Below are 21,666 nucleotides of genomic sequence, written 5' to 3'. Positions count from 1 at the left end.
GCGTGCTGTTCATCGCGAAGTTCGTCCTGTTCCACTACTTCGTCTTCGCCGGCACCGGCACGGGTTCCGCCCCTGCCCCGGCGGACGCAGGCGCGGGTGAGGACGAGGAGGCGCGGCGGCGTTCGCGCAGCCAGGTCCCGACCACGACCCGCGTGTAGCGGTAGCCGTAGACGAGGTTCCCGCCCTTCTTGGTCGTGCCGGCGGCGCGCAGTCGCATCGTCGCCGGCACCTCCATCACCCGGAAGCCGTGCGAGATCACGCCGATCAGCAGCTCGGACGCCTGGTACTGGGGCTGGGCGAGCGTCACCGCCCCGGTGACCTCCGCGCGCATCGCGCGCAGGCCGAAGGAGGTGTCGGTGATCCGCTGCCCGGTCATCCGGCTGATCAGCCACGCGAACACGTGCACGCCGAGGCGGCGGACCTTGTCGTGGGTCTCCTGCCGGCCCAGGATGCGGGAGCCGGTGGCGAAGTCGGCCTCGCCGCGTACGACCGGGGCGAGCACGCGCGTGATGTCGGCGGGGTCGTACTGGCCGTCGGCGTCCGTCGTCACGACGTAGCGCGCGCCGCCCTGGCGGGCGAGGCGGTAGCCCAGCCGCAGCGCGGCGCCCTGCCCGCGGTTCACCGGCACGTCGCAGACCATGGCCCCGGCCGCGCGCGCCTCGGCCGCCGTCCGGTCGGTGGAGCCGTCGACGACCACGATGGTCGCGGTCTCCATCCCGTCGATCACCGCCGGGATCCCGGCCAGCGCCTCGCCGATGCCGTTCTCCTCGTTGTAGGCGGCGATGACGATCGCGACGGGCGGCAGGTCCGAGCCGTACTGGGCGGCGAACTCCACCATCGCGGCGGTGTCGGGGTCCGCCAAAGTCTCCGGGCCTGTCATGCGGCATCCTCCGTTGGGTCTCTTCGGTCCGCAGGCGATTCTGCGGGGGACGGCGCGAAGTCGGGCCAGACCGTGGCCAGGCCCGAGGTCAGGTCGTGGCGGGGCCGGTAGCCCAGCGCGCGCGCCGCCGAGATGTCGAGCACCACCGCCGGCATCTCGCCCTGCTTCGCGGGCACGTGCTCGACGGGGATGGGCGCCCCGGTGACCTTCCTGGCCGCCTCGATCAGCTCGTTCACGCTCACGGACGTGCCCGAGCCGACGATCAGGGGCCCGTTGTGCCCCTGGTGCCAGGCGGTCGACACGGCCTGGACGACGTCGTCGACGTGGACGTAGTCGCGCAACTGGGCGCCGTCGCCGTACACCTCGACGCCGTCGCCCGCCGCGGCGGCCCGCATCAGCCTCGGGACGAAGCTGTCCTTGTGCAGCATGCCCGGCCCGTACACGTTGGCGAAGCGCAGCGCGCTCGTGAGCATGCCGTACACCCCGGAATAGGCGCTGAGCAGCATCTCCGCCGCCGCCTTGGTCGCGCCGTACGGCGTCAGCGGGCGCAGCGCGAGGCTCTCGGAGATCCGGGCGCCGCCCACGTCGCCGGTCACGGCGTTCGTCGAGGCCAGCACGAAACGGGGCACCTCGTGCCGCCTGGCGAGCTCCAGCAGCCCCGCGGTGGCCTCGACGTTGACCTCGTACGTCCCCGCCGGGTCCGCCACCGAGCGGAGCACCGAGGTGACCGCGGCGAGGTGAACCACCCCGTCCAGCCCGGCCGAGACGGCGCTCTCGCGCACCTGGGGATCACGCAGGTCGCCCACGACCGACCGCACCGCCGGATCCGGGTGGGCGTTCAGGTCGACCACCGTCACCTCGGCCTTCTCGGCGAGCAACGTCGCGACCAACCGCCTCCCGATGAAGCCCGCGCCACCCGTGACGAGTACGCGCGCTCCAGCCAACTCCGGCATGCCCGGTCTCCCTTCCTTCACGTCCCAGCGACCCTACCGCCACGGGACGAACCTCTCTCATCGGACTCAGGAGACCCACAGCTCATTTCCAGGCAACGTTCTGCAGTTCATGCGTAAGCTACGGTCTTGTTGTCTCGCGGACGGCCCCTACGGCGAAGAGACACGCGCACCCGGTCAGAAGGAGAAGAGTGAGCTCGGCCCTGGTGATAGCCCCCCTGCTGGCGGCCGGGCTCGTGCTGGCCGTGCTCGCCCAGCGCAGGGGATGGGCGCCCCCGCTGTGGGCGGCGCTGTGCGCCGGGGCCGTGCTGCGGATCGCGGCCATGGCCTGGGCCGTGGCCGACCAGAGCCAGCCGTACGACTTCGCCAACGACTTCCCCGAAGCGGCCGGCAAGGTGCTCGACGGGCTGAACCCGACGATGCACATGCGCGAGGGCGGCTGGCACTTCCTGCCGTTCCTCGCCTACGTGCTGGCGGGTCAGATGGGGCTGGGCGAACTGCTGGGGCTCTCCTGGGGGGTGAGCGGCCGAATCGTCCCCGTCCTGGCCGACCTGGCGCTGATCCCGCTGGTGGCCAGGCTCGCCGACGAGCGCGGGGCGCTGCGTGCGTTCCAGTACGCGTGCGTGCCCCTCGGCATCATGGTGAGCGGCATCCACGGCCAGTTCCCGCCGATCACGCTGGCGCTGGGGGTGGGCGCGCTGGTCGCCGCCCGCGCCGGTCGCGCCCACTGGGCCGGGCTGCTCATCGGCCTCTCGGTGACCTGCGCCAACTGGTCGGTGCTGCTCGTTCCCGGCGTGCTGCTGGCCGCCCGGGCGGGCGACGCCGGTCGGCCGGGCACTGCGCGTCCGGCAGGGGCTGCGCGGCCGGCGGGGACCGCGTGGCGGCAACGCCTGGTGGTGCTCGGCTGGACGGCGGCCGTTCCCGGGGCGTTCCTGGTCAGCAGCACGGTGTTCCTGGACACCCCGGTCACCGGGCTCGTCGAGCTGGGGAAGGCCGTCATGTCCACCCGTCCCGTGGTGGGCGACTGGGGTTGGACGGCCGTGGCGACGGGCGGCACCATGACGGTCTCGCCGGCCCTCGGCCAGATCGGCCTGCCGGTGCTGCTCATCGGGCTGCTCGCGGCAGGATGGTGGTGGCGGAAGGCCGATCCGGTCGCGCTGACCGCGGTCCTGATCCTCGTCTTCCTCGTCGTGACGTACCGGCTCGGGGCCCAATACCTGATGTGGCCGGTGCCGTACCTCATCGCGCGCCCGCCCCGTTTCGTGTGGCCGGCGATCACGGCGGCCAGCGCCTGGGCCGCCGCCGGTTACCTGCACGCCGAGACGCTCCTCGGGATGACGTGGTGGCAGTTCCACACCTTCTGGTCCCTGTCCTCCCTGCTGGTCATCGCGCTGCTGGTCGCCGCGCTGCCGTCGAGGGAGGCGGCGGCTCGCGGCCCTCTCCGCCGCGACCCCGCCCCCGTGGAGCGGCCGCCGAACGCGGCGAGAACAGAATCTACATTGTAAAGGCCGCGCGCTTCGATCCTGGTGAACCCTGACCCGTCCGTCTTGCGTCAGGCGGGCTCCTCCTGTCCCCTGGAGGGGGCGGGCCTCACCAAGGGCGGTCCGGGCGGGCGGGGTCGGCTCGTCCGCCGGGCCTCTTCCGCCGGGAAGGGGAGCGGGGTGGGCGAGACAGTACGGTGGCCGGAGGGCAAGCTCGTGCTGGGGATGGTCCACCTCCAGCCGCTGCCCGGCACGCCCTACCACCGGGAGGGCAGCCTTCAGGAGATCGTCGAGACGGCCGTCGAGTCGGCGCGCGCCCTGCGGGACGGGGGCGCCGGCGGCTGCCTGGTGCAGACGGTCGACCGGGTGTACTCCACGGGCGAGGACGTGGATCCGGCCCGGCTGGCCGCGCTCACGCTGGTCGTCCGTGCCGTCGTCGCGGCGACCGGGCCGGAGTTCCTGGTCGGCGTGCAGGTGATGCGGAACGCGGTGCGCGCCTCGCTGGCGGTGGCGAAGGTGACGGGGGCGGGCTTCGTACGGGTGGGCGCGCTCGTCGGGGCGACGCTGACCTCGCACGGCCTGGTGCAGCCTGACCCGCTGGCGGTGATGGAGTACCGGCGCAAGATCGGCGCGTGGGACGTCCGGATCATCGCCGACATCGAGTCCATGCACTTCACCTGGCTGGGCGGCGGGAAGCCGGTGGCGGAGGTGGCCGCGGCGGCCCGCCGGGCGGGGGCGGACGCGGTGGCCGTGTCCAGCCCGCGCGAGGAGGTGGCCCTCGACCTGGTCGCCCAGGTGCGTACGGCGGTGCCGGGCCTGCCGATCCTGCTGGCCGGGCACACGAACCACGACAACGCGGCACGGCTGCTGGGCTCCCCTCAGGGCGCCGACGGCGCGTTCGTCGGCACCTGCCTGGAACGCGCCGGGTGGGGCAGCCCGATCGACGCCGGCTTGGTGGAGACGTACCTGCGGGCGGTGCGCGGGCGGCCCGGCGGCTGAAGGAGACCGGCTGAAGGAGGCGGCGATGGCGTACGTGCTGGAGGAGATGGCGGCGCAGGTCGACGCGCTCGGCGGCGACGTACGCGCCCTGCACGGCCCCGTGCTGGCCGCGGCGCGGCGGATCGCCGCCGGGTGGGCGAAAGTCGAGCACGTCTACGTGACGGGCAGCGGCGACTCCCACCACGCCGCCCTCGCGGCGGAGATGGCCTTCACGGAGCTGGCGGGCGTCGTCTGCCTGCCGCTGAGCGCGCTGCGCCTGCTGAAGTACGGCCTGCCACGCGCGGAGACGGCCCGCGCCGCGCTGGTGGTGGGGGTGTCGGCGTCGGGCGGTCACCCGCTGGTCGCCGAGGCGCTCCGGCAGGCGGACGCCCGCGGCGCCCGCACGCTGGCGGTCACCTCGACGGCGGGTTCGCCGGTGACGGGGGCGGCCGAGGCGGCGCTGGTGACGCCGTTGCCGAGCCTGCGTCCCTGCCCAGGGCTGCGGACCTACCAGGCCAGCCTGCTGGCGCTGCTGCTGTCGGCGGTCGAGCTGGGCCGGGTGCGCGGCCGCGCCGCGCCTGGCCGGGACGACCTGGCCCGCGAGCTGCGAGAAGTGGCGGGAGCCGTGGAGGAGACGGCCGCCGCCACATGGCCGCGGGCCGGGCACGTGGCCGAGCTGATCGCGGCGGCGCCGGTGACCATGGTGCTGGGCAGCGGGCCGGGGCTCGGCGGCGCGCTGTTCGCCGCGGCCAAGCTCGTCGAGGCGGCGGGGGCGTTCGCGACGGGGCAGGACCTGGAGGAGTGGGAGCACGTCGAGGCGCTGGCGCGCCCCTCCGGCCTGCCGACGCTGGTGATCGCCGCGCCGGGACGCAGCCGTGCCCGCGCCGTCCAGGTGGCGGCGCGGGCACGCGAACGCGGCCGGCCCGTCGTGGTCGTCGCCGACGACCGTGACGGGCCGGCCGCGTTCGCCGACCTGGTGTTGCCGCTTCGCGGCACGGTCCGGGAGGAGTTCTCGGCGTTGCGGTCGAGCGTGTTCGCCGGCGCGGTGGCGTTCGAGCTGGCGTCCCGGCTGGGCGTGGCGCCCTTCTCGACGCGTACGGCCTGAGCCCGGCAGGGCGTCAGGGCCGCACGTGCGCCACCTCGACGCCGAGCAGGTCGGCGACCGCGCGCAGGTCGGCCAGGCGGTGCCCGGTGCCCAGCGCCCAGTGGTGGGAGATGCCGGTGGCGCTCCACTCGTCGGTCCACTCGCCCGGGTCGCAGCCGAAGTCCACCCGGGAGGTCGTGTTGCCGATCTGCAGCAGCGGCCCCTCCACCACCTCGCCCTCCGAGACGACGAAGCCGTAGCTGCCGTCGCGGGACTGGCGCAGCCCGAACGCGGTCACCGGCCCGCGCGTCACGTCGAACTCCACCGACACGCCCCACCCGCGCTTGCCGTGGTAGACGCCCAGCCCGCGCAGCAGCGGCTTGCGGGAGCTGATCGCCAGGTGGGCGGGGCCGTCATGGCCCATCTCCACGTGGCCGCGGGCGAAGTCGAGCGCCTGCAACTCGGTGAACGAGCCGCCGCCGCCCAGCCGGTCCATGATGAGCATGGCCAGCGAGGTGCGCAGCTCGTACTCCCCGGCGGCCGGGACGCCCCGCGCGGTGAGCAGGGACGAGCCGAGGATCATGCCCGCCCCGAGCCGCTCGTGGATCTCGCCGTCCAGGCCCCGGTGGTAGTAGGCCAGGCTGTCCAGCGCGAAGTCCTCGACCAGGCGGTCCAGCCCGACCGACACGCGGGCGGCCCATTCGAGGTCCTCCTCGTTGACCGAGTCGGCCAGCTCGAACACCTCACGGGTCAGCGCGACCCGCTCGGCGGTCTCGGCGCCGGTGACCTTCTCCGTGCGGACCCGCAGGTCGTCGAACTCCAGCACCTCGACGTGCCCGCCGAGGTTCGCGCTGACCAGGGTCAGGTCGGTGGAGACGTCCAGCATGCCGGGGTAGAGGTGGCCCATCAGACCGTGCCGCCCGTGCCGGAGCGCGGAGCGTACGCCCGCGGCCCGCACCCAGCGGCCGATGCGCTCCCATGCCCGCTCGTCCTCCAGGTAGCCGGAGACCGAGCGGAACGGGATGCCGGAGCGGGTGAAGGCGTTGGCCATCTCCGGCAGCGGGCAGGCGCCGCAGTAGGCCAGCCACTGTCCGGTGTCGAACGTGGCGTGGTCCATCGACTCCGTGGGCTGCAGGTTGATCAGGAGCACGGGGGCGCCGCTGCGCTGGGCGATCGGCACGAGCATGGTCGCCGTCATGTACGTCGTCAGGAACCCGACGATCAGATCGCAGCCGGCGGCCCGCAGCTTCTCGGCCGCCTCGGCCCCTTCCTGGGCGTCGGAGATGAAACCGACGTCCACGACCTCCGCGTCCAGTTCGCGCATACGCTCGGACACGCGGTCGGCCGAGCGCTGGAGCTGGGGGAGGAGGTCGGGGAACTGCGGCCAGTAGGCTCCCAGCCCTCCGGCGACCAGCCCCACTTTGGTGCGGCGCGGGGTGATGCGGGGGAACGTGCTCATGATGTCCTTCCTAGCGGGCTTCGACCTCGATGATGCGCGTGTAGTCGTTGGCGCCGTTCGACGCGAGCGCCACGATGCGCACGGCGTCGGTGGTGACCGGCGCGAAGTCCGAACGCGCGGTGCCGGCGGTGTTGCCGCGCACCTGGGCCACCGTCTGCCACTGGCCGCCGACCTGGACCTGCACGTCCCAGTCGCGCAGGCCGTGCCGGGAGGCGGGGTAGCGCTCGGTGTCCAGGGTATACAGGTCCACCCTGGACACCTGCCGGGCGTTCCCGAGCGCGATGGCCACGGTGTCCGGCCAGGCCCTGGCGGTGGCGTCGTTCCAGCCGTTGCCGCCGGCCCAGCCGTTGGAGGAGCGGTCGCCGTCGACGATGCTGCACGGAGGGTAGTTGGCGTTGGTGTGCTGGGAGGAGGCGGTGACGGGGCGGCGCAGGGCGAGGTTGCCGCCGTTGTCGAGCCCGTCCACGGGCACCACCTCGACCGGCACCTTCAGCGTGCTTCCCGACGCGCTGAGGCGCAGGTCGTACGTGCCCTGCTCGGTGCCGGGCGGCACGGCCACGAGCAGCTTGGCGCGGACCTCGTAGCCGGGCGGCAGGTAGCTGGTCAGCATGGGGCGGGAGGCCGTCAGCGGCGGGTCCACCGCCACCTGCATGGTCGCGTAGGCGGCCTTCTTGGCGTCGCTGCGCAGGCCGATCTGGAGCGTGGCCGGGCAGGCGGGGTCGACGCCGATCGGGGCGACCAGCTTGTCCGCTCCGGCGATCGGGGCGTACGAGCCGGTCCCCTTGGAGCGGCCCGACTCGACCTTGACCGACAGGGCCGGGGGTGACGGCTCGGGGTCGCGGGCGGCGGTGGTGGCGCCGGCGGACGTCGCGGCGGTGAGCGTGGAGGTGACGGTGACGGCGGCGGCCAGCGCGGCGGCGAGAGTACGCATGATCCCGTTCCTTTCTAGAGCGCGTGCAGGCCGGGGGCGCCGTCGAGGCTGACCAGGGAGGCCCGGGTCGAGACGGGGGCGCCGGGGCGGTCGACGTACGGGACGATCTTGAAGTCGGAACGCCACTGGTCGCGGGTGACCTCGCAGGAGACGTAACCGCGCTGGTAGCTGGAGAAGCGCAGGTGCGGGTTGGTCGCGTCGGTGCCGCCCGGGGGCACGCCGGTGCTGGCGTTGCCGTTGCCGCCGCTGCTGATCGAGGTGCACACGAACTCCACGCCGACGACGGGCGTGGCGGAATCGTCGAAGTTCGTCCTCAGCTCGCCGGCGAGGTTGTAGTGGATGTCGCCGGTGAGCACCACGGGGTTGCTGACCTGGCGGTCGACCATGCCGGTGAGCAGGCGGTCCTTGGCGGCCTTGTAGCCGTCCCACAGGTCCATGCTGAGCCGCTGGGCCGGGCCCGCGTCGTAGTCGAGCTGCATCATGGCGATCTGCTGGGCGAGCACGTTCCACTTGGCGCGGGAGGCGCCGAGGCCGTCGAGCAGCCAGGTCTCCTGCTCGGCGCCGAGCATCTGCCTGGAGGGCTCCAGCCGGTCGGCGCAGTCGATCTGCTGGCCGTCGCCGCAGACCTGGTCGTCGCGGTACTGGCGGGTGTCGAGCACGTTGAACTCGGCCAGGTCGCCGAAGGTGAACCGGCGGTAGATGCGGGCGTCGGGGCCCTCGATCGTGGGGACGCGGACGGGCATGTTCTCCCAGAACGCCCGGAAGGCGTTGGCCCGGATGACCAGGTAGTCCTGCTCGGTCACGTCGCCGCCGGGGCCGAAGCGGCCGGCCCAGTTGTCGAGCACCTCGTGGTCGTCCCAGGTGACGATCCAGGGGGCGCTCTGGTGGGCGGCCTGCAGGTCGGGGTCGCTCTTGTAGAGGCCGTACTGGACGCGGTAGCGGTCGAGCGTGTCGCACTGCACCCGGAACTGCTCGGGCACGGGGGTGTTGCGGGTGCCGCCCATCGGGACGATGCCGTACTCGTAGATGTAGTCGCCCAGGTGGAAGACCACGTCGGGGCGCTCGTCGGCGAGGTGGCGGTAGGCGGTGTAGTAGCCGTCCTGCCACGACGCGCACGAGGCGAAGGCCAGGCGCAGCGCGTCGGGGCTGGTGCGCGGCGCGGGCGCGGTCTTGGTGCGGCCGACGGGGCTGATCTCGCCGCCGGTGCGGAAGCGGTAGTAGTACTCGCGGCCCGGGCGCAGGCCCTTGGCGTCCACGTGCACCGAGTGGCCGTACTCGGGGGTGGCCCAGGTGGAGCCGTGGCGGACGCGGCGGGTGAAGTTCTCGTCCTCGGAGATCTCCCAGTCGACGCGGAACTTGGCGAACGGCAGCCCGCCGAGCGGCTCCAGCGGCTTGGGCGCCAGGCGGGTCCAGAGGATCACGCGGTCGGATAACGGGTCACCGGAGGCGACGCCGAGCTGGAAGGGGTTGTCGGCCATGGTCGCGGCCCGCGCGGGAGCGGTCCACGGGTCGGCCAGGTCGGTGGTGAAGGCGAGCGCGAAGGCGGCGCCGCCCAGACCGAGAAGACCTCGGCGGGAGAGTTCAGGCATGCTGCTTCCCATGTAGGGGGACGAAAGCCCTCACTTTCTAGCAAGCAGCCAAGCTCTTAACAAGATGCAAGTTACAAATCACGCTTCCAGACGTTACAAGTCTGCGACACGGACGTCCGCGTGGTGGTCGCGCAGTCGCTGCAGCAGTTCCGCGGGGGCGTTGGCGTCGACCACGATCACGTCGAAGTCGTCGAGCGGGGCCACCCGGTGCAGCGCCACGCGGGCCAGCTTGGAGCCGTCGACGGCCAGCACCCGCCGCGACGCCGCGCGCAGCATGGCCCGCTTGACCAGCACGATCTCCTGCTCCTGGTGGTAGGCGTACTGGTCGGAGACGGCCGAGGTGGAGACCACCACGAGGTCGGTGTTCATGGCCTCGACGGCGTCGACGCAGCCGAGGCCGAGGAACGAGTCGTGCGTGGGGCGGTACTCGCCGCCGAGCGCGATCAGCCGGACGTCGGGGCGGCCGGCCAGCAGCCTGATCGCCTCCAGGAAGTTCGTCACCACGGTCAGCGGGCCGAGTTCGTCCAGGTGGCGGGCGACGGCCAGGGCGGTCGTGGAGTCGTCGAGCATCACCGAGCTGCCCGGCTCGATCAGCCCCGCCACGACCCGGGCGATGGCGTCCTTCTCGGCCGTGTGCGCCCTGAGCCGGTAGGCGATGTTGCTCTCCCACACGTTGCTGGCCTGGGCCGTCGCACCGCCTCTGACCTTGCGCACCATGCCCTGGCGCTCCAGCTCGTCGAGGTCGCGGTGGACGGTCATCAGGCTCACGCCGAAGGTCTCGGCGAGCTCGGTGACGGAGGCGGAGCCCTGCCGCACGATGTGCTCGGTCATGCTCTGCCACCGCACTGACCTGCTGGAGGTATGCTGACGCGAATTCACCAAAGTCTCCACCTTGCCGGACGGCTGCGCATCCTACCCTTGACACCCCGGTCGGGCGACTCATACCCTCCCGGCAACCACCTTTTTAACACATTTGTTTGTTAACTTAACGATCGATTAAAACGTTCGCATTGGTGCCGGGCCTGGTCAGCATGGCCGTGTCAGGCACCATCGGGCGGGATCTCAGCCTTCCGCACGATGAGGAGACAGCGACATGACCGACCTGTTGCACAACGCCAGGGTCAGCCGCGGCCAGTTCCTGCGCATGATGGGCGGTCTGGCCGTGGCCACGCTGGCCACGGCCTGCTCCACCAGGCCGGAGACCACCGCCACCACCGGCGGCAGCGGCGGCGGCGCCACGACCGACCTCAAGTTCATCGGCGTGGCCGACCAGAAGACCCCGATGGACGAGCTGACGGCGGCCTACCAGAAGGTCAAGGCGTCCGTCCGCGTCACGGTGTCCTACGCCCCCACCGACCAGGTGCAGACCTCGCTGCGCACCCAGCTCGGCGCGGGCAACGCCCCCGACCTGCACGTCGTCTACCCCGGCAGCGGCAGCGCCATGTCGATGTCCGAGATCGCCAAGGCGGGCCTGCTGGCCGACCTGTCCGCGCAGCCGTGGACCCAGACGATCCCCACCGGGTTCAAGCCCGCCTTCCAGCTCGACGGCAAGACCTACCTCTACTCGGCCGGGTCCTCGGTGATCGGCGCCGTCTACAACAAGAAGGTGTTCGAGAAGGCCGGCATCGCCGCGCCGCCCACCACGTGGAGCGAGTTCCTCGACGTGTGCGACAAGCTGAAGAAGTCGGGCGTGGTGCCGATCGCGCTGGGTGCCCAGACGCCGTGGGTCACCCAGCTCATCACGTACGCGCTGGTGCCCTCCACCGTCTACGCCAAGGACCCCACGTTCGACGACAAGCAGGCCGCCGGGCAGACGAGCTTCGCCCAGTCGGGCTGGCGCCAGGCCATGGAGATGTACCTGGAGCTGCAGAAGCGCGGCTTCTTCAACGACAACCCGAACGGCACCACGTTCGAGCAGCAGACCTCCATGGTGGCCACCGGCAAGGCGGCCATGGCCATCCAGGTCTCGGCCGTCCTGCCCGACTTCCGCAAGGCCGCCTCCTCGCCCGACGACCTGTCGATGTTCCCCGTGCCCGGCGCCGACGACGCCAACTCGGTGTGGATCCCGGCCGGCGTCGTCGTCGGCCTCGGCGCCTCCGCCAAGGGCCGCAACGCCGAGGAGGCCAAGGCGTTCATCGACTTCCTCGCCCGCCAGGAGAACATCAACGCCTGGGCCAAGGCCATCGCCGCCATCCCGCTCACCCAGGACGCCGGCTCCAGCATCGACCCGGCGGTGCAGTCGTTCCTGCCCTTCACCAAGGACCGGGCCGTGCCCTTCATGGACCAGCGCTGGCCGAACGCCGAGGTGCAGCCCGTGCACTTCGCGGTGATCCAGGAACTGCTGGCCGGCGACTCCACCATCGACGAGGCGCTGAAGAAGATGGACGAGGCTTACCGCAAGTGACTTCCGTGACCGCAGGCCGGGGCAAGTCGGCGCACGCCGCGCGGCGGCGCCGCCGCTCCGACCCGGCCTCCCCACCCTGGTTCTTCGCCGCGCCCGCCCTGGCCGTGTACGCGCTGATCGTGCTCTACCCGGCGGTCGCCGGCGTGGTGTACGCGTTCACCGACTGGAGCGGGATCGGCCAGGACATGTCCTTCGTGGGCCTGGCGAACTTCGTCACCCTGCTGGGTGACGAGCAGGCCATGGGCTCGATCGGCAACACGCTGCTGCTCACCGTGGCGATCGTGGTCGTGCAGAACGGCGTCGGGCTGCTGCTGGCGCTCGGCGTGCACGTCAAGCTGAAGAGCCGGGCGCTGCTTCGCGTGATCTTCTTCGCGCCCGTCGTCGTCAGCCCGGTCATGGTGGCCTTCCTGTGGAAGTACCTCTTCAACCCCGACCCGTCCTCCGGGCTCAACGGGCTGCTCGGCCTGCGCGTCGACTGGCTCGGTGACCCGTCGGTCGCGCTGTGGTCGATCGCCGTCATGGTCGTGTGGCAGAACGCCGGCTACTCCATGGTCATCTTCCTGGCCGGTCTGGAGGGCGTGCCGGAGGAGCTGCAGGAGGCCGCGAAGATCGACGGCGCCGGCACCTGGGAACGCTTCCGCTACGTGACCTGGCCGCTGCTGGCACCGTCCTTGACGATCAACCTGATGCTCTCCACGATCGGCGGGCTCAAGCTCTTCGACCAGGTCTTCGCCGCCACCAACGGCGGCCCCGGCTACGCCACCGAGACGCTCTCGACCGTGCTGTACAAGCAGGCGTTCGTCTTCGGCAAGTTCGGCTACAGCACCGCCATCGCCCTGGTGCTGGCGCTGTTCGTGGCCGCCGTGTCGCTCATCCAGGTCTACTACCTGCGCAGCCGGGAGGTGACGGCGTGAGAAGGACGTTCCTGCTGGAAATCGTCATGATCGTGGTGGCGGTGGCGTTCCTGTTCCCCGTCTACACGCTGGTCTCGCTGTCGCTGAAGGACCCGGGGCAGATCGCGCAGTCGCCGCTGAGCCTGCCCGACCCGCCCACGTTCGAGAACTTCGGCAACGCCTGGTCGTCGGCGGCGCTCGGCCCGTCGCTGATGAACAGCACGGTGATCACCGCGGTCAGCCTGGCGGCGCTCATCGCGCTCGGCTCGTTCGCCGCGTACTTCCTGGCGCGCGTGCAGACCCGCCTCGGCTACGGCCTGTACGTGCTGTTCCTGCTCGGCATCGTGCTGCCGTTCCAGCTCGGCATGATCCCGCTGTTCGAGCTGGTGACCGACCTGGGGCTGATCGGCACGCACGCCGGGATGATCCTCTTCTACACCGGCATCCAGCTCCCCTTCACCGTATTCCTCTACACGGGCTTCATCCGGGCGCTGCCCCGCGAGTACGCCGCCGCCGCGATGCTCGACGGCGCCTCGCACCTGACGGCCTTCACCCGCGTGGTCTTCCCGCTGCTGCGGCCGATCACCGGCACGGTGCTGATCCTCAACGCCGTCTTCATCTGGAACGACTTCTTCACCCCGCTGGTCTACCTCGGCGGCTCCGGATACGAGACGGTCCCGGTCAGCGTGTTCGCCTACGTCGGCCAGTACGTCTCCCAGCACGGCCTCGTCTTCGCCGGCCTCGTGCTCGGCGCACTGCCGATCGTGCTGGTGTTCCTGGCCCTGCAGCGTTACGTCATCAAGGGCTTCGCCAGCGGTCTCAAGGGATAGGGATGAACGTCTTCGAGGTCTTCCGCGAACCGCCCAAGGCGTTCTCCCCGGCGGCCATCTGGTGGTGGAGCGGCGAGCCGCTGCGCCGCGACCGGCTGCGCTGGCAGATGGAGCGCCTGGTCGCCGGGGGTGTGCACAACCTCGTCATCCTCAACCTCGCGCCCTCGGGGCCGATGTTCGGGGCCGACGCCGACGAGCCGCCGTTCCTGTCGGAGGCGTGGTGGGAGCTGCTGGACGGCGTCTGCCAGGACGCCCACGACCTGGGCGCGTACCTGTGGTTCTACGACCAGCTCGGCTTCTCCGGCGCCGACCTGCAGGCGCGGCTCGTGCTCGAACGCCCCGAGTTCGCCGGGCACTGGCTGGCCGCCGACGGGACGGTGACGCGGCGCGGCTTCGACTACCTCTCGCGCGAGGCGTGCGCGGTGCTGCTGGACCGGGTGCACGGCGAGTTCGAACGGCGGGTCGGGCACTGGTTCGGCCGGGTGATCGCCGGGTCGTTCCAGGACGAGCTGCCGACGCTGCCCACCTGGTCGGCGGACTTCGCCGACGAGCACGCCGCCCGGCACGGCCGCCCGTTCCGGCTGGAGGACCCCGACTGGCGGTCCTACCAGCGCACCAGGGCCGAGCTGGCCGAGGAGGCGTTCTTCCGGCCGCTGGCCGAATGGCACGCCCGCCACGGGCTCGTGCACGGCTGCGACCAGCAGGACCCCGCCCGTGCCGGTGACCCGGTCGACGGCGTGCGGCTGTACGCCGACTACGCGCGTACGCACCGCTGGTTCAGCGCGCCCGGCTCCGACCACCACGGCGACGCGCGCCTGCACTCCTCCCTGGCCCACCTGTACGGCCGGCCGCGCACCTGGATCGAGGCGTTCCACTCCAGCGGGTGGGGCGGCACGCTGGAGGAGACGTTCGACTGGCTGCTGCCGTGGCTGCGCGCCGGGGCCACCCTCTACAACCCGCACGCGGTCTACTACACGACCAAGCGGGGCTGGTGGGAGTGGGCGCCGCCGTCCACCGACTGGCGGCAGCCGTACTGGGGGCACTACCGGGTCTTCGCCGAGGCGGTCACCCGGCTGTGCGCGGCGCTGTCGCTGGGCCGCCACGCGTGCGACGTCGCCGTGCTGCTGCCCACCGCGACCGCCCAGGCCGGCACCGGGCTCTCCGGCAGTGACCCGGCGGCCGACCGGGCCCAGGAGGTCTACCGCGAGCTGGTCGGCGACATGGCGTGGTTCGCCACCAAACCCGGCGTGGTGGACCGCCTCGGCCTCGACGCGGATGTCATCGACGACGACTCGGTGCGCCGCGCGGTCGTCAAGGACGGGCGGCTGGCGGTCTCCACCGAGGCGTACCGTGCCATCGTCCTGCCCGCCGTCACGGTGCTGGACGCGGACGTGGCCGCCCGGCTCGGGGAGTTCGCCGCGAACGGCGGGCTGGTGGTCACCGTGGGCACCCGGCCACAGGACATCCGCCTGGAGAACGCCGCGCAGGAGCCCGCCGCCGCGCAGGAGCCCGCCGCCGAGCGGGCCGGTGACGTCCTGCGGGACGCACTGTTCGTGGAGTCGGCCGGGCGGCTGGGCGAGGCGCTGGACGGGCTGGAGCGGCGGGTCGAGGCCCCCGTCCCCGCCCTGGTGCGCGAGGACGGCGAGACGACGCTGGTGTTCCTGCCCGCGGCGTTCCCCATGGCCAGCCGCGTCGGCGTCGGACGTCCCGAGGAACGCGGCGTCGACCTGGGCTGGCTGGACGCCGTCATCGACTTCGACCCCGCCCGCTACCGCCGCGAGATGCCGGTCGTCGTCCGCGGGGTGTCGGGCACGCCGCTGCTGCTGCGCCCCTTCACCGGGGGCGAGCCGGTGGCGCTGCCGCACACCAGGGACGGCGACGCCGTACGCGTCACGGTGCCGTTCGACGACGGGCCCGCGGCGCTGCTGGTGTTCGACGGAACGGTGGCCGAGCCGGTCGCGCGGCCCGCGTACCCGGTGGAGGTGCCGCTCGGGGACGAGTGGGACGTCGAGCTGGTGCCCACGCTCGACGACACCTGGTCCGACTTCGGCGGCGGCGCCGGGGTCGAGTGCCGCACGCTGCGCACCCCCGACGGGCGGCCGGTGGACGTGACGTACGGGCCGCACGGCGAACAGCGGGTCGGCGACGGGCCGTGGACGCCGTCGGAGTGGTCGTCCTCCCGCGGACTGCGCAAGGACCCGGTGCACCGCGAGACGCTGGGGCCGAAGGGGCGGGTGCCGCTGGAGTTCCTGTCCTTCGGGCACGTCCCCGAGGGCGGTGCGGCGCGGTTCCGCGCGGTCGTCACCGTGCCCTCGGCCGGACGGGTGATGATCGGGGCCGGGGCCGCGAAGACGCTCTGGCTCGACGGGGTCGAGCAGCCGCTCGACGACCGCGGGCACGCCGCCGTCTCCCGCGCGCCCGTCCCGCCCGGCGAGCACCTGCTGGAGCTGCTGCTGGTGCCCGAGGAGGAGCTGGACCTGCGGGCGTACGTGTGCGTGGTGGCCGAGCCACCGGCCCCGGCCCCGCCGGAGTGGATCGCGGGCGCGCTCCTGGAGACCGTCGTCCACGTGGGGGAGTGGGACGAGGACGCGCTGCTCCAGGTGGCCTCCACCTCCTTGTGCCGGGTGCTGGTCAACGGGATCGAGGCGGGCCGTCAGGGCGGCTTCGACCCGTACGCCGAGGCGGACATCCCGCGGGTGCGCCGCTACGACGTGACCGGCCTGGTGCGACCGGGCGCGAACACGGTACGCGTCGAGTCCGACGGCTGGGTGCTGGTGGACGGCCTGGCGGTGTCCGGGCCCGACTGGACGCGCGGCGACGGCGCGGACCGGCTCCCCGCCCGCGTACGGCGCCGCCAGCACGGCGACCCCGCCGCCCTCTGGCTGCTGCCCCGCCCGCACCCGCTGCCCGGGGCCGACTGGCTCGACGGCGGCCCCACCGCCCTGCCCGCCGTCTTCGCGGTCCCCGGCGCCAACCCGCGCGTCGAGCGGTTCCTGCTGGACGCGCCGCCCGGCGCGACCGGCATCGAGGTGCACGCCTCTGGACGCCTGGAGGTCTCCGCCGAGCTGGGAGGACACCGGCCGCAGGACGCCGGGACCCGTACGGGCGCGGAGGAGGCCGGTGGGCGCACGGGCCCGGGGGAGGTCGAGATCCGGGTCCACACCCGGCCGGGGGCTCAGGGGGGCGCGGCCTTCACCGGCCCCGTCCGGTTCACCTGCGGTCCAGGACGGATGCGGCTGGGCGACTGGGAGGAGCGCGGCCTGGCCGGGTACAGCGGCGGCGTGCGCTACCGCACCACGGTCGCCGCCCGCTCCGGCCCCGCCGTGCTCGACCTGGGCCGGGTCAGGGGAACGGCCGAGGTGACGGTGAACGGCAGGCCCTGCGGCGTGCGGGTGTGCTCGCCGTACGTCTTCGACGTCGAGCTGACGGACGGCGACAACGTGGTGGAGGTGCTCGTGCTCGGCACCCTGGCGCCGTACCTGGACGAGGCCGGGCCCACCCACTTCGTCTTCCCCGGCCAGCGCAGCACGGGCCTGTTCGGGCCGGTGCACCTGCGCCTGGAGGCCGACGAGGTCAGTGCTGGGTGAACGGCTGAGCGTCAGCGGGCCCTGACGCTCGAAGTGGTCGAAGGCGCCGCCGCCCGAGCGAGAGGCTCGGGCGGCGGTCCCGGTAGAGGCCCCAGACGTTCTGCAACCCCCGTCAAACGGGACATGAACTTCGCTTTGCGGGTATTTAATGATTTGAACGAGCGAGTGCTCACTCATTAGACTCCTCCGCATGTCAAGAAGGCGAAGAGTGCCGGCCATGGCGCCGGAAGACCGTCGGGCCGCGCTCATCGCCGCCACCGTTCCCCTGGTGCGCGAGCACGGCACGGCCGTGAGCACCCGTCAGATCGCCGAGGCCGCGGGCGTGGCCGAGGGCACGATCTTCGGTGTCTTCCCCGACAAGGCCACCCTGCTGCGCGCGGCCGTGATGCGCGCGTACGACCCGCGGCCCACGCTGGACGCGCTGGCCGCCATCGGCACGCGGACCGGGCTGCGCGCCCGGCTGCGCGAGGCGGTCACGCTGATGCGCGAAAGATGGACCGCCAACGCCAACCTCATCGCCGCGCCCAAGGAGCTGATGGCCGAGGACGCCGAGTTCAGGCAGTGGATGCTCGACGGCCGCCGCCTGATCTCGGCCGCGGTCGCCGCGCTGATGGAGCCCGACCGCGACCGGCTGCGGCGCTCCCCCGAGGCCGCGGCGCAGTTGCTGCTCATGCTGATCGCGGCGAGCGTGTTCCGCGACTACGGCCACGGCGGCGAGTTCGGCGACATGGACGACGAGGAGATCGTCTCCGTCCTGCTCGACGGGCTGCTCGTGCGGTCCGCCCTCGCCCCTTCCACAGAAAGTCCCCTTTGATGCTGCTCCGTCTCCTGCGGGGCCAGCTCAGGCCGTACGGGAAAGAGATCACGCTCGTCGTCCTCTTCCAGTTCGTCCAGACCCTGGCCACCCTCTACCTCCCCACACTCAACGCCGACATCATCGACAACGGCGTCGTGCGCGGCGACACCGGCTACATCGTCCGCGTCGGGCTGGTGATGCTCGGCGTGACGCTGGTCCAGATCGTCTGCTCGATCGTGGCCGTCTACTACGGCGCCCTGACCTCGATGGCCCTGGGCAGGGACCTGCGGGCCGCGATCTTCCGCCGGGTGCAGGACTTCTCCGCCCAGGAGGTCAACAGGTTCGGCCCGCCGTCCCTGATCACCCGCACCACCAACGACGTGCAGCAGGTCCAGTTGCTCGTGCTGCTGACGTTCACGATGATGGTGGCCGCGCCGATCATGTGCGTCGGCGGCATCGTGCTGGCGCTGCGCCAGGACACGACGCTGTCGTCGCTGCTGCTCGTCGTGCTGCCGGTGATGATCGCCATCGTGGGCGTGATCATCATGCTGATGCGGCCGCTCTTCCGTACGATGCAGGAGCGCATCGACCGGATCAACCAGGTGCTGCGCGAGCAGATCACCGGCATCCGGGTCATCAGGGCGTTCGTCCGCGACCGGCACGAGCGCGCGCGCTTCGGCGTGGCCAACGACGAGCTGACCGACGTGTCGCTGCGGGTCGGGCGGCTGATGGCGCTGATGTTCCCCTCGGTCATGCTGGTGGTGAACGTCTCCAGCGTCGCCGTGGTGTGGTTCGGCGCCGACCGCATCGCCGACGGGAGCATGCAGGTGGGCGCGCTGACCGCGGTCATCTCCTACCTCATGCAGATCCTCATGTCGGTCATGATGGCGATGTTCATGTTCATGATGATCCCCAGGGCCGAGGTGTGCGCCGAGCGCATCGAGGAGGTGCTCGGCACCGAGGTCACCGTCCACCCGCCGGCGAACCCCGTCACCCCGGAGCGCCGCATCGGCGAGGTGGAGCTGCGCTCGGTGGGCTTCCGCTATCCGGGCGCGGAGGAGCCGGTGCTGTCCGACGTCGGCTTCACCGCCCGGCCCGGCCGCACCACCGCGATCATCGGCAGCACCGGCAGCGGCAAGACGACGCTGCTCAACCTCGTCCCGCGGCTGTTCGACGCGAGCGACGGCGAGGTGCTGGTCGACGGCGTCGACGTACGCGACCTCGATCCGGCCGTGCTCTCCCGGACGGTCGGCCTGGTCCCGCAGTCGCCCTACCTCTTCTCCGGCACCGTCGCCTCCAACCTCAGGTACGGCAGGCCCGACGCCACCGACGAGGAGCTGTGGCGGGCCCTGGAGGTGGCCCAGGCCCGCGAGTTCGTCGAGGAGATGCCCGGCGGCCTCGAGGAGCCCATCGCCCAGGGCGGCACGAACGTGTCCGGCGGCCAGCGCCAGCGCCTGGCCATCGCCAGGGCCCTGGTGCACCGGCCCGAGATCTACCTGTTCGACGACTCCTTCTCCGCCCTCGACTACGCCACCGACGCCCGCCTGCGCGCCGCGCTGGCCGAGGAGATCACCGACGCCACGATCGTCATCGTGGCCCAGCGGGTGAACACCATCCGCGACGCCGACCGCATCCTCGTGCTCGAAGAGGGCCGCGTGGTCGGCAGCGGCACCCACGCCGAACTCATGACGACCTGCCCGACGTACCGGGAGATCGTGCTTTCCCAGCTCACCGAACAGGAGGCCGCAGCATGACCACGGAGGCGCCGGCACGGCGCCCGCAGCCCGCCTTCGGGCCGGGCCGGATGATGGCCGGGCCCGCCGAGAAGGCCCTCGACTTCGGCGGCACGCTGCGCCGCCTCTCGGGGCTGCTGCGCCCCGAGCGGACGCCGCTGATCGTCATCCTGGCGCTCGGCACGGCCAGCGTCGCGCTGACCGTGATCGGGCCCAAGCTCCTCGGTCACGCCACCGACCTGATCTTCTCCGGCATCATCGGCGCCCAGCTCCCTGCGGGCCTCAGCAAGGAGCAGGCGGTGGCCGGGCTGCGCGCCCGGGGCCAGGACACCTTCGCCGACATGGTGTCGTCGATGAACGTGGTGCCCGGCCACGGCATCGACTTCACCGCGCTGGGCCACGTGCTGGCCTGGGTGCTGGCGATCTACCTGGTGGCCGCGCTGCTCGGGATCGTGCAGTTCAGGATGACCACGACCGTCGTGCAGCGGGCGGCGTCCCGGCTGCGCGAGCGCATCGAGGCCAAGCTGGCCCGGCTGCCGCTGAGCTACTTCGACGGCCAGCCGCGCGGCGAGATCCTCAGCCGGGCCACCAACGACACCGACAACATCGCCCAGTCGCTGCAGCAGACGATGAGCCAGCTCATCTCCTCGCTGCTGACGGTCGTGGCGGTGCTGGTGATGATGGTCGTCATCTCGCCGCTGCTGGCGCTCATCGCGCTGGTCACGGTGCCGGTGACGGTCTACGTCACCGCGGTCGTCGGCAAGCGGTCGCAGCCGCAGTTCGTCAAGCAGTGGTCGTCCACCGGCAAGCTCAACGGCCACATCGAGGAGATGTACGGCGGCCACACGCTGGTCAAGGTGTTCGGCAGGCAGAAGGAGTCGGCCGAGACCTTCACCGAGCACAACGACGCCCTGTTCACCTCCAGCTTCCGCGCCCAGTTCATCTCCGGGCTCATCCAGCCGGCCATGATGTTCATCGGCAACCTCAACTACGTGCTGGTCGCCGTCGTGGGCGGGCTCAGGGTGGCCTCGGGCTCGATCTCGCTGGGCGACGTGCAGGCGTTCATCCAGTACTCCCGGCAGTTCAGCCAGCCGCTCACCCAGGTGGCCGGCATGGCGAACCTCGTGCAGTCGGGCGTCGCCTCCGCCGAACGCGTCTTCGAGCTGCTGGACGCCCCCGAGCAGTCCGCTGATCCCACCGAGCCCGCGCGGCCCGCGCAGGTCAGGGGGCGGGTGGCGTTCGAGGACGTGTCGTTCCGCTACGTGCCCGACCGGCCGCTGATCGAGAACCTGTCGCTGACCGTCGAGCCCGGCCAGACCGTGGCCATCGTCGGCCCCACGGGAGCGGGCAAGACGACGCTGGTCAACCTCATCCTGCGCTTCTACGAGGTCACCGGCGGCCGCATCACGCTCGACGGCGTCGACATCGCCCAGATGTCCAGGGACGAGCTGCGCGCCAACATCGGCATGGTGCTGCAGGACACCTGGCTGTTCGGCGGCACGATCGCGGAGAACATCGGCTACGGGTCCGAGGGCGCCACCCGCGAGCGCATCGAGGCCGCCGCGCGGGCCGCCCACGTCGACCGCATCGCGCACACGCTGCCCGACGGCTACGACACGGTGATCGACGAGGAGGGCGCGACGGTCAGCGCGGGGGAGAAGCAGCTCATCACGATCGCCCGCGCGTTCCTGTCGGAGCCCGCGATCCTCATCCTCGACGAGGCGACCAGCTCGGTCGACACCCGGACCGAGGTGCTCATCCAGCGGGCGATGAGCTCGCTGCGCGAGGGGCGTACGAGCTTCGTGATCGCCCACCGGCTGTCCACGATCCGCGACGCCAGCCTGATCCTCGTGATGGAGAACGGCCGGATCGTCGAGCAGGGCACGCACGAGTCGCTGCTGGCCGCCGAGGGCGCCTACGCCCGGCTCTACTCGGCCCAGTTCGCCCAGGCCGTGGCGGAGGTGGAGTAGGCGGGCCGGAGTAGGCGGGCGCGGCCCCGGGGCGACCCGCCGGGGCCGCCGCGCCGCGTCGCCGACCCGGAGTTCCGGCGGCGCGGCGCGTCGCAGGAAAT

The 21,666-nt window shown here is 72.1% G+C and carries 16 protein-coding genes; 10 read left to right on the top strand and 6 right to left on the bottom strand.

Annotation, left to right across the window (positions count from 1 at the left end; translation table 11 throughout):
- Positions 1-34 precede the first annotated feature (34 nt).
- A complete protein-coding gene (locus tag ACZ6S0_RS33375; protein ID WP_465923291.1) occupies positions 35-880 on the bottom strand; it encodes a glycosyltransferase family 2 protein in 846 nt (281 codons plus the stop codon).
- A complete protein-coding gene (locus ACZ6S0_RS33370; protein ID WP_465923290.1) occupies positions 877-1,833 on the bottom strand; it encodes an NAD-dependent epimerase/dehydratase family protein in 957 nt (318 codons plus the stop codon). Before ACZ6S0_RS33370 ends, ACZ6S0_RS33375 begins: the two co-directional genes overlap by 4 nt.
- Positions 1,834-2,021: 188 nt before the next feature.
- Between ACZ6S0_RS33370 and ACZ6S0_RS33365 the strand changes: the two genes are divergently transcribed.
- The 3 genes from ACZ6S0_RS33365 to ACZ6S0_RS33355 all read left to right on the top strand — a co-directional run bounded on the left by ACZ6S0_RS33365 (position 2,022) and on the right by ACZ6S0_RS33355 (position 5,394).
- On the top strand, positions 2,022-3,335 hold the full coding sequence (locus ACZ6S0_RS33365; protein ID WP_465923289.1) for a hypothetical protein: 1,314 nt from the start codon (positions 2,022-2,024) through the stop codon (positions 3,333-3,335).
- 156 nt (positions 3,336-3,491) lie between these two features.
- The gene (locus ACZ6S0_RS33360; RefSeq protein ID WP_465923288.1) at positions 3,492-4,310 is read left to right on the top strand and encodes a BtpA/SgcQ family protein; all 819 of its coding nucleotides are present in this window, start codon (positions 3,492-3,494) and stop codon (positions 4,308-4,310) included.
- Positions 4,311-4,335: 25 nt separating this feature from the next.
- Positions 4,336-5,394, top strand: coding sequence for an SIS domain-containing protein (locus ACZ6S0_RS33355; protein WP_465923287.1), 1,059 nt, complete (start codon positions 4,336-4,338; stop codon positions 5,392-5,394).
- Positions 5,395-5,407: 13 nt separating this feature from the next.
- Here ACZ6S0_RS33355 and ACZ6S0_RS33350 read toward each other — a convergent pair whose 3' ends face one another.
- From ACZ6S0_RS33350 to ACZ6S0_RS33335, 4 genes are all read right to left on the bottom strand, one after another.
- Positions 5,408-6,832, bottom strand: a complete 1,425-nt coding sequence (locus tag ACZ6S0_RS33350; RefSeq protein WP_465923286.1) for an arabinose isomerase — start codon at positions 6,830-6,832, stop codon at positions 5,408-5,410.
- Positions 6,833-6,842: 10 nt separating this feature from the next.
- Positions 6,843-7,763: a discoidin domain-containing protein gene (locus ACZ6S0_RS33345; protein WP_465923285.1), complete on the bottom strand. Its 921-nt coding sequence runs from the start codon at positions 7,761-7,763 to the stop codon at positions 6,843-6,845.
- Between the two features lie 14 nt (positions 7,764-7,777).
- Positions 7,778-9,352: an alkaline phosphatase D family protein gene (locus ACZ6S0_RS33340; RefSeq protein ID WP_465923284.1), complete on the bottom strand. Its 1,575-nt coding sequence runs from the start codon at positions 9,350-9,352 to the stop codon at positions 7,778-7,780.
- A gap of 93 nt (positions 9,353-9,445) precedes the next feature.
- Positions 9,446-10,183, bottom strand: coding sequence for a DeoR/GlpR family DNA-binding transcription regulator (locus ACZ6S0_RS33335; protein WP_465923283.1), 738 nt, complete (start codon positions 10,181-10,183; stop codon positions 9,446-9,448).
- A gap of 262 nt (positions 10,184-10,445) precedes the next feature.
- Here ACZ6S0_RS33335 and ACZ6S0_RS33330 point away from each other — a divergent pair, with 262 nt between their 5' ends.
- From ACZ6S0_RS33330 to ACZ6S0_RS33300, 7 genes are all read left to right on the top strand, one after another.
- On the top strand, positions 10,446-11,756 hold the full coding sequence (locus ACZ6S0_RS33330; RefSeq protein ID WP_465923282.1) for an extracellular solute-binding protein: 1,311 nt from the start codon (positions 10,446-10,448) through the stop codon (positions 11,754-11,756).
- A 5-nt stretch (positions 11,757-11,761) separates the two neighbouring features.
- Positions 11,762-12,670 (top strand): carbohydrate ABC transporter permease, encoded by a 909-nt coding sequence (locus tag ACZ6S0_RS33325; RefSeq protein WP_465923281.1) that lies wholly within the window; start codon positions 11,762-11,764, stop codon positions 12,668-12,670.
- On the top strand, positions 12,667-13,479 hold the full coding sequence (locus ACZ6S0_RS33320; protein WP_465923280.1) for a carbohydrate ABC transporter permease: 813 nt from the start codon (positions 12,667-12,669) through the stop codon (positions 13,477-13,479). Before ACZ6S0_RS33325 ends, ACZ6S0_RS33320 begins: the two co-directional genes overlap by 4 nt.
- A gap of 2 nt (positions 13,480-13,481) precedes the next feature.
- Positions 13,482-17,066 (top strand): hypothetical protein, encoded by a 3,585-nt coding sequence (locus ACZ6S0_RS33315; RefSeq protein ID WP_465923279.1) that lies wholly within the window; start codon positions 13,482-13,484, stop codon positions 17,064-17,066.
- Between the two features lie 190 nt (positions 17,067-17,256).
- Entirely contained in the window at positions 17,257-17,880 is a 624-nt protein-coding gene (locus ACZ6S0_RS33310) for a TetR/AcrR family transcriptional regulator (RefSeq protein WP_465923278.1), read from the top strand.
- Positions 17,880-19,616, top strand: a complete 1,737-nt coding sequence (locus ACZ6S0_RS33305) for an ABC transporter ATP-binding protein (RefSeq protein WP_465923277.1) — start codon at positions 17,880-17,882, stop codon at positions 19,614-19,616. The genes ACZ6S0_RS33310 and ACZ6S0_RS33305 overlap by 1 nt, the downstream gene beginning before the upstream one ends.
- A complete protein-coding gene (locus ACZ6S0_RS33300) occupies positions 19,613-21,565 on the top strand; it encodes an ABC transporter ATP-binding protein (protein ID WP_465923276.1) in 1,953 nt (650 codons plus the stop codon). Before ACZ6S0_RS33305 ends, ACZ6S0_RS33300 begins: the two co-directional genes overlap by 4 nt.
- Positions 21,566-21,666 lie beyond the last annotated feature (101 nt).

Source organism: Nonomuraea sp. NPDC051298, from assembly GCF_055586305.1.
The sequence above is the reverse complement of the archived record's forward strand: the minus strand, read 5'-3'. Positions and strand labels throughout refer to the sequence as shown.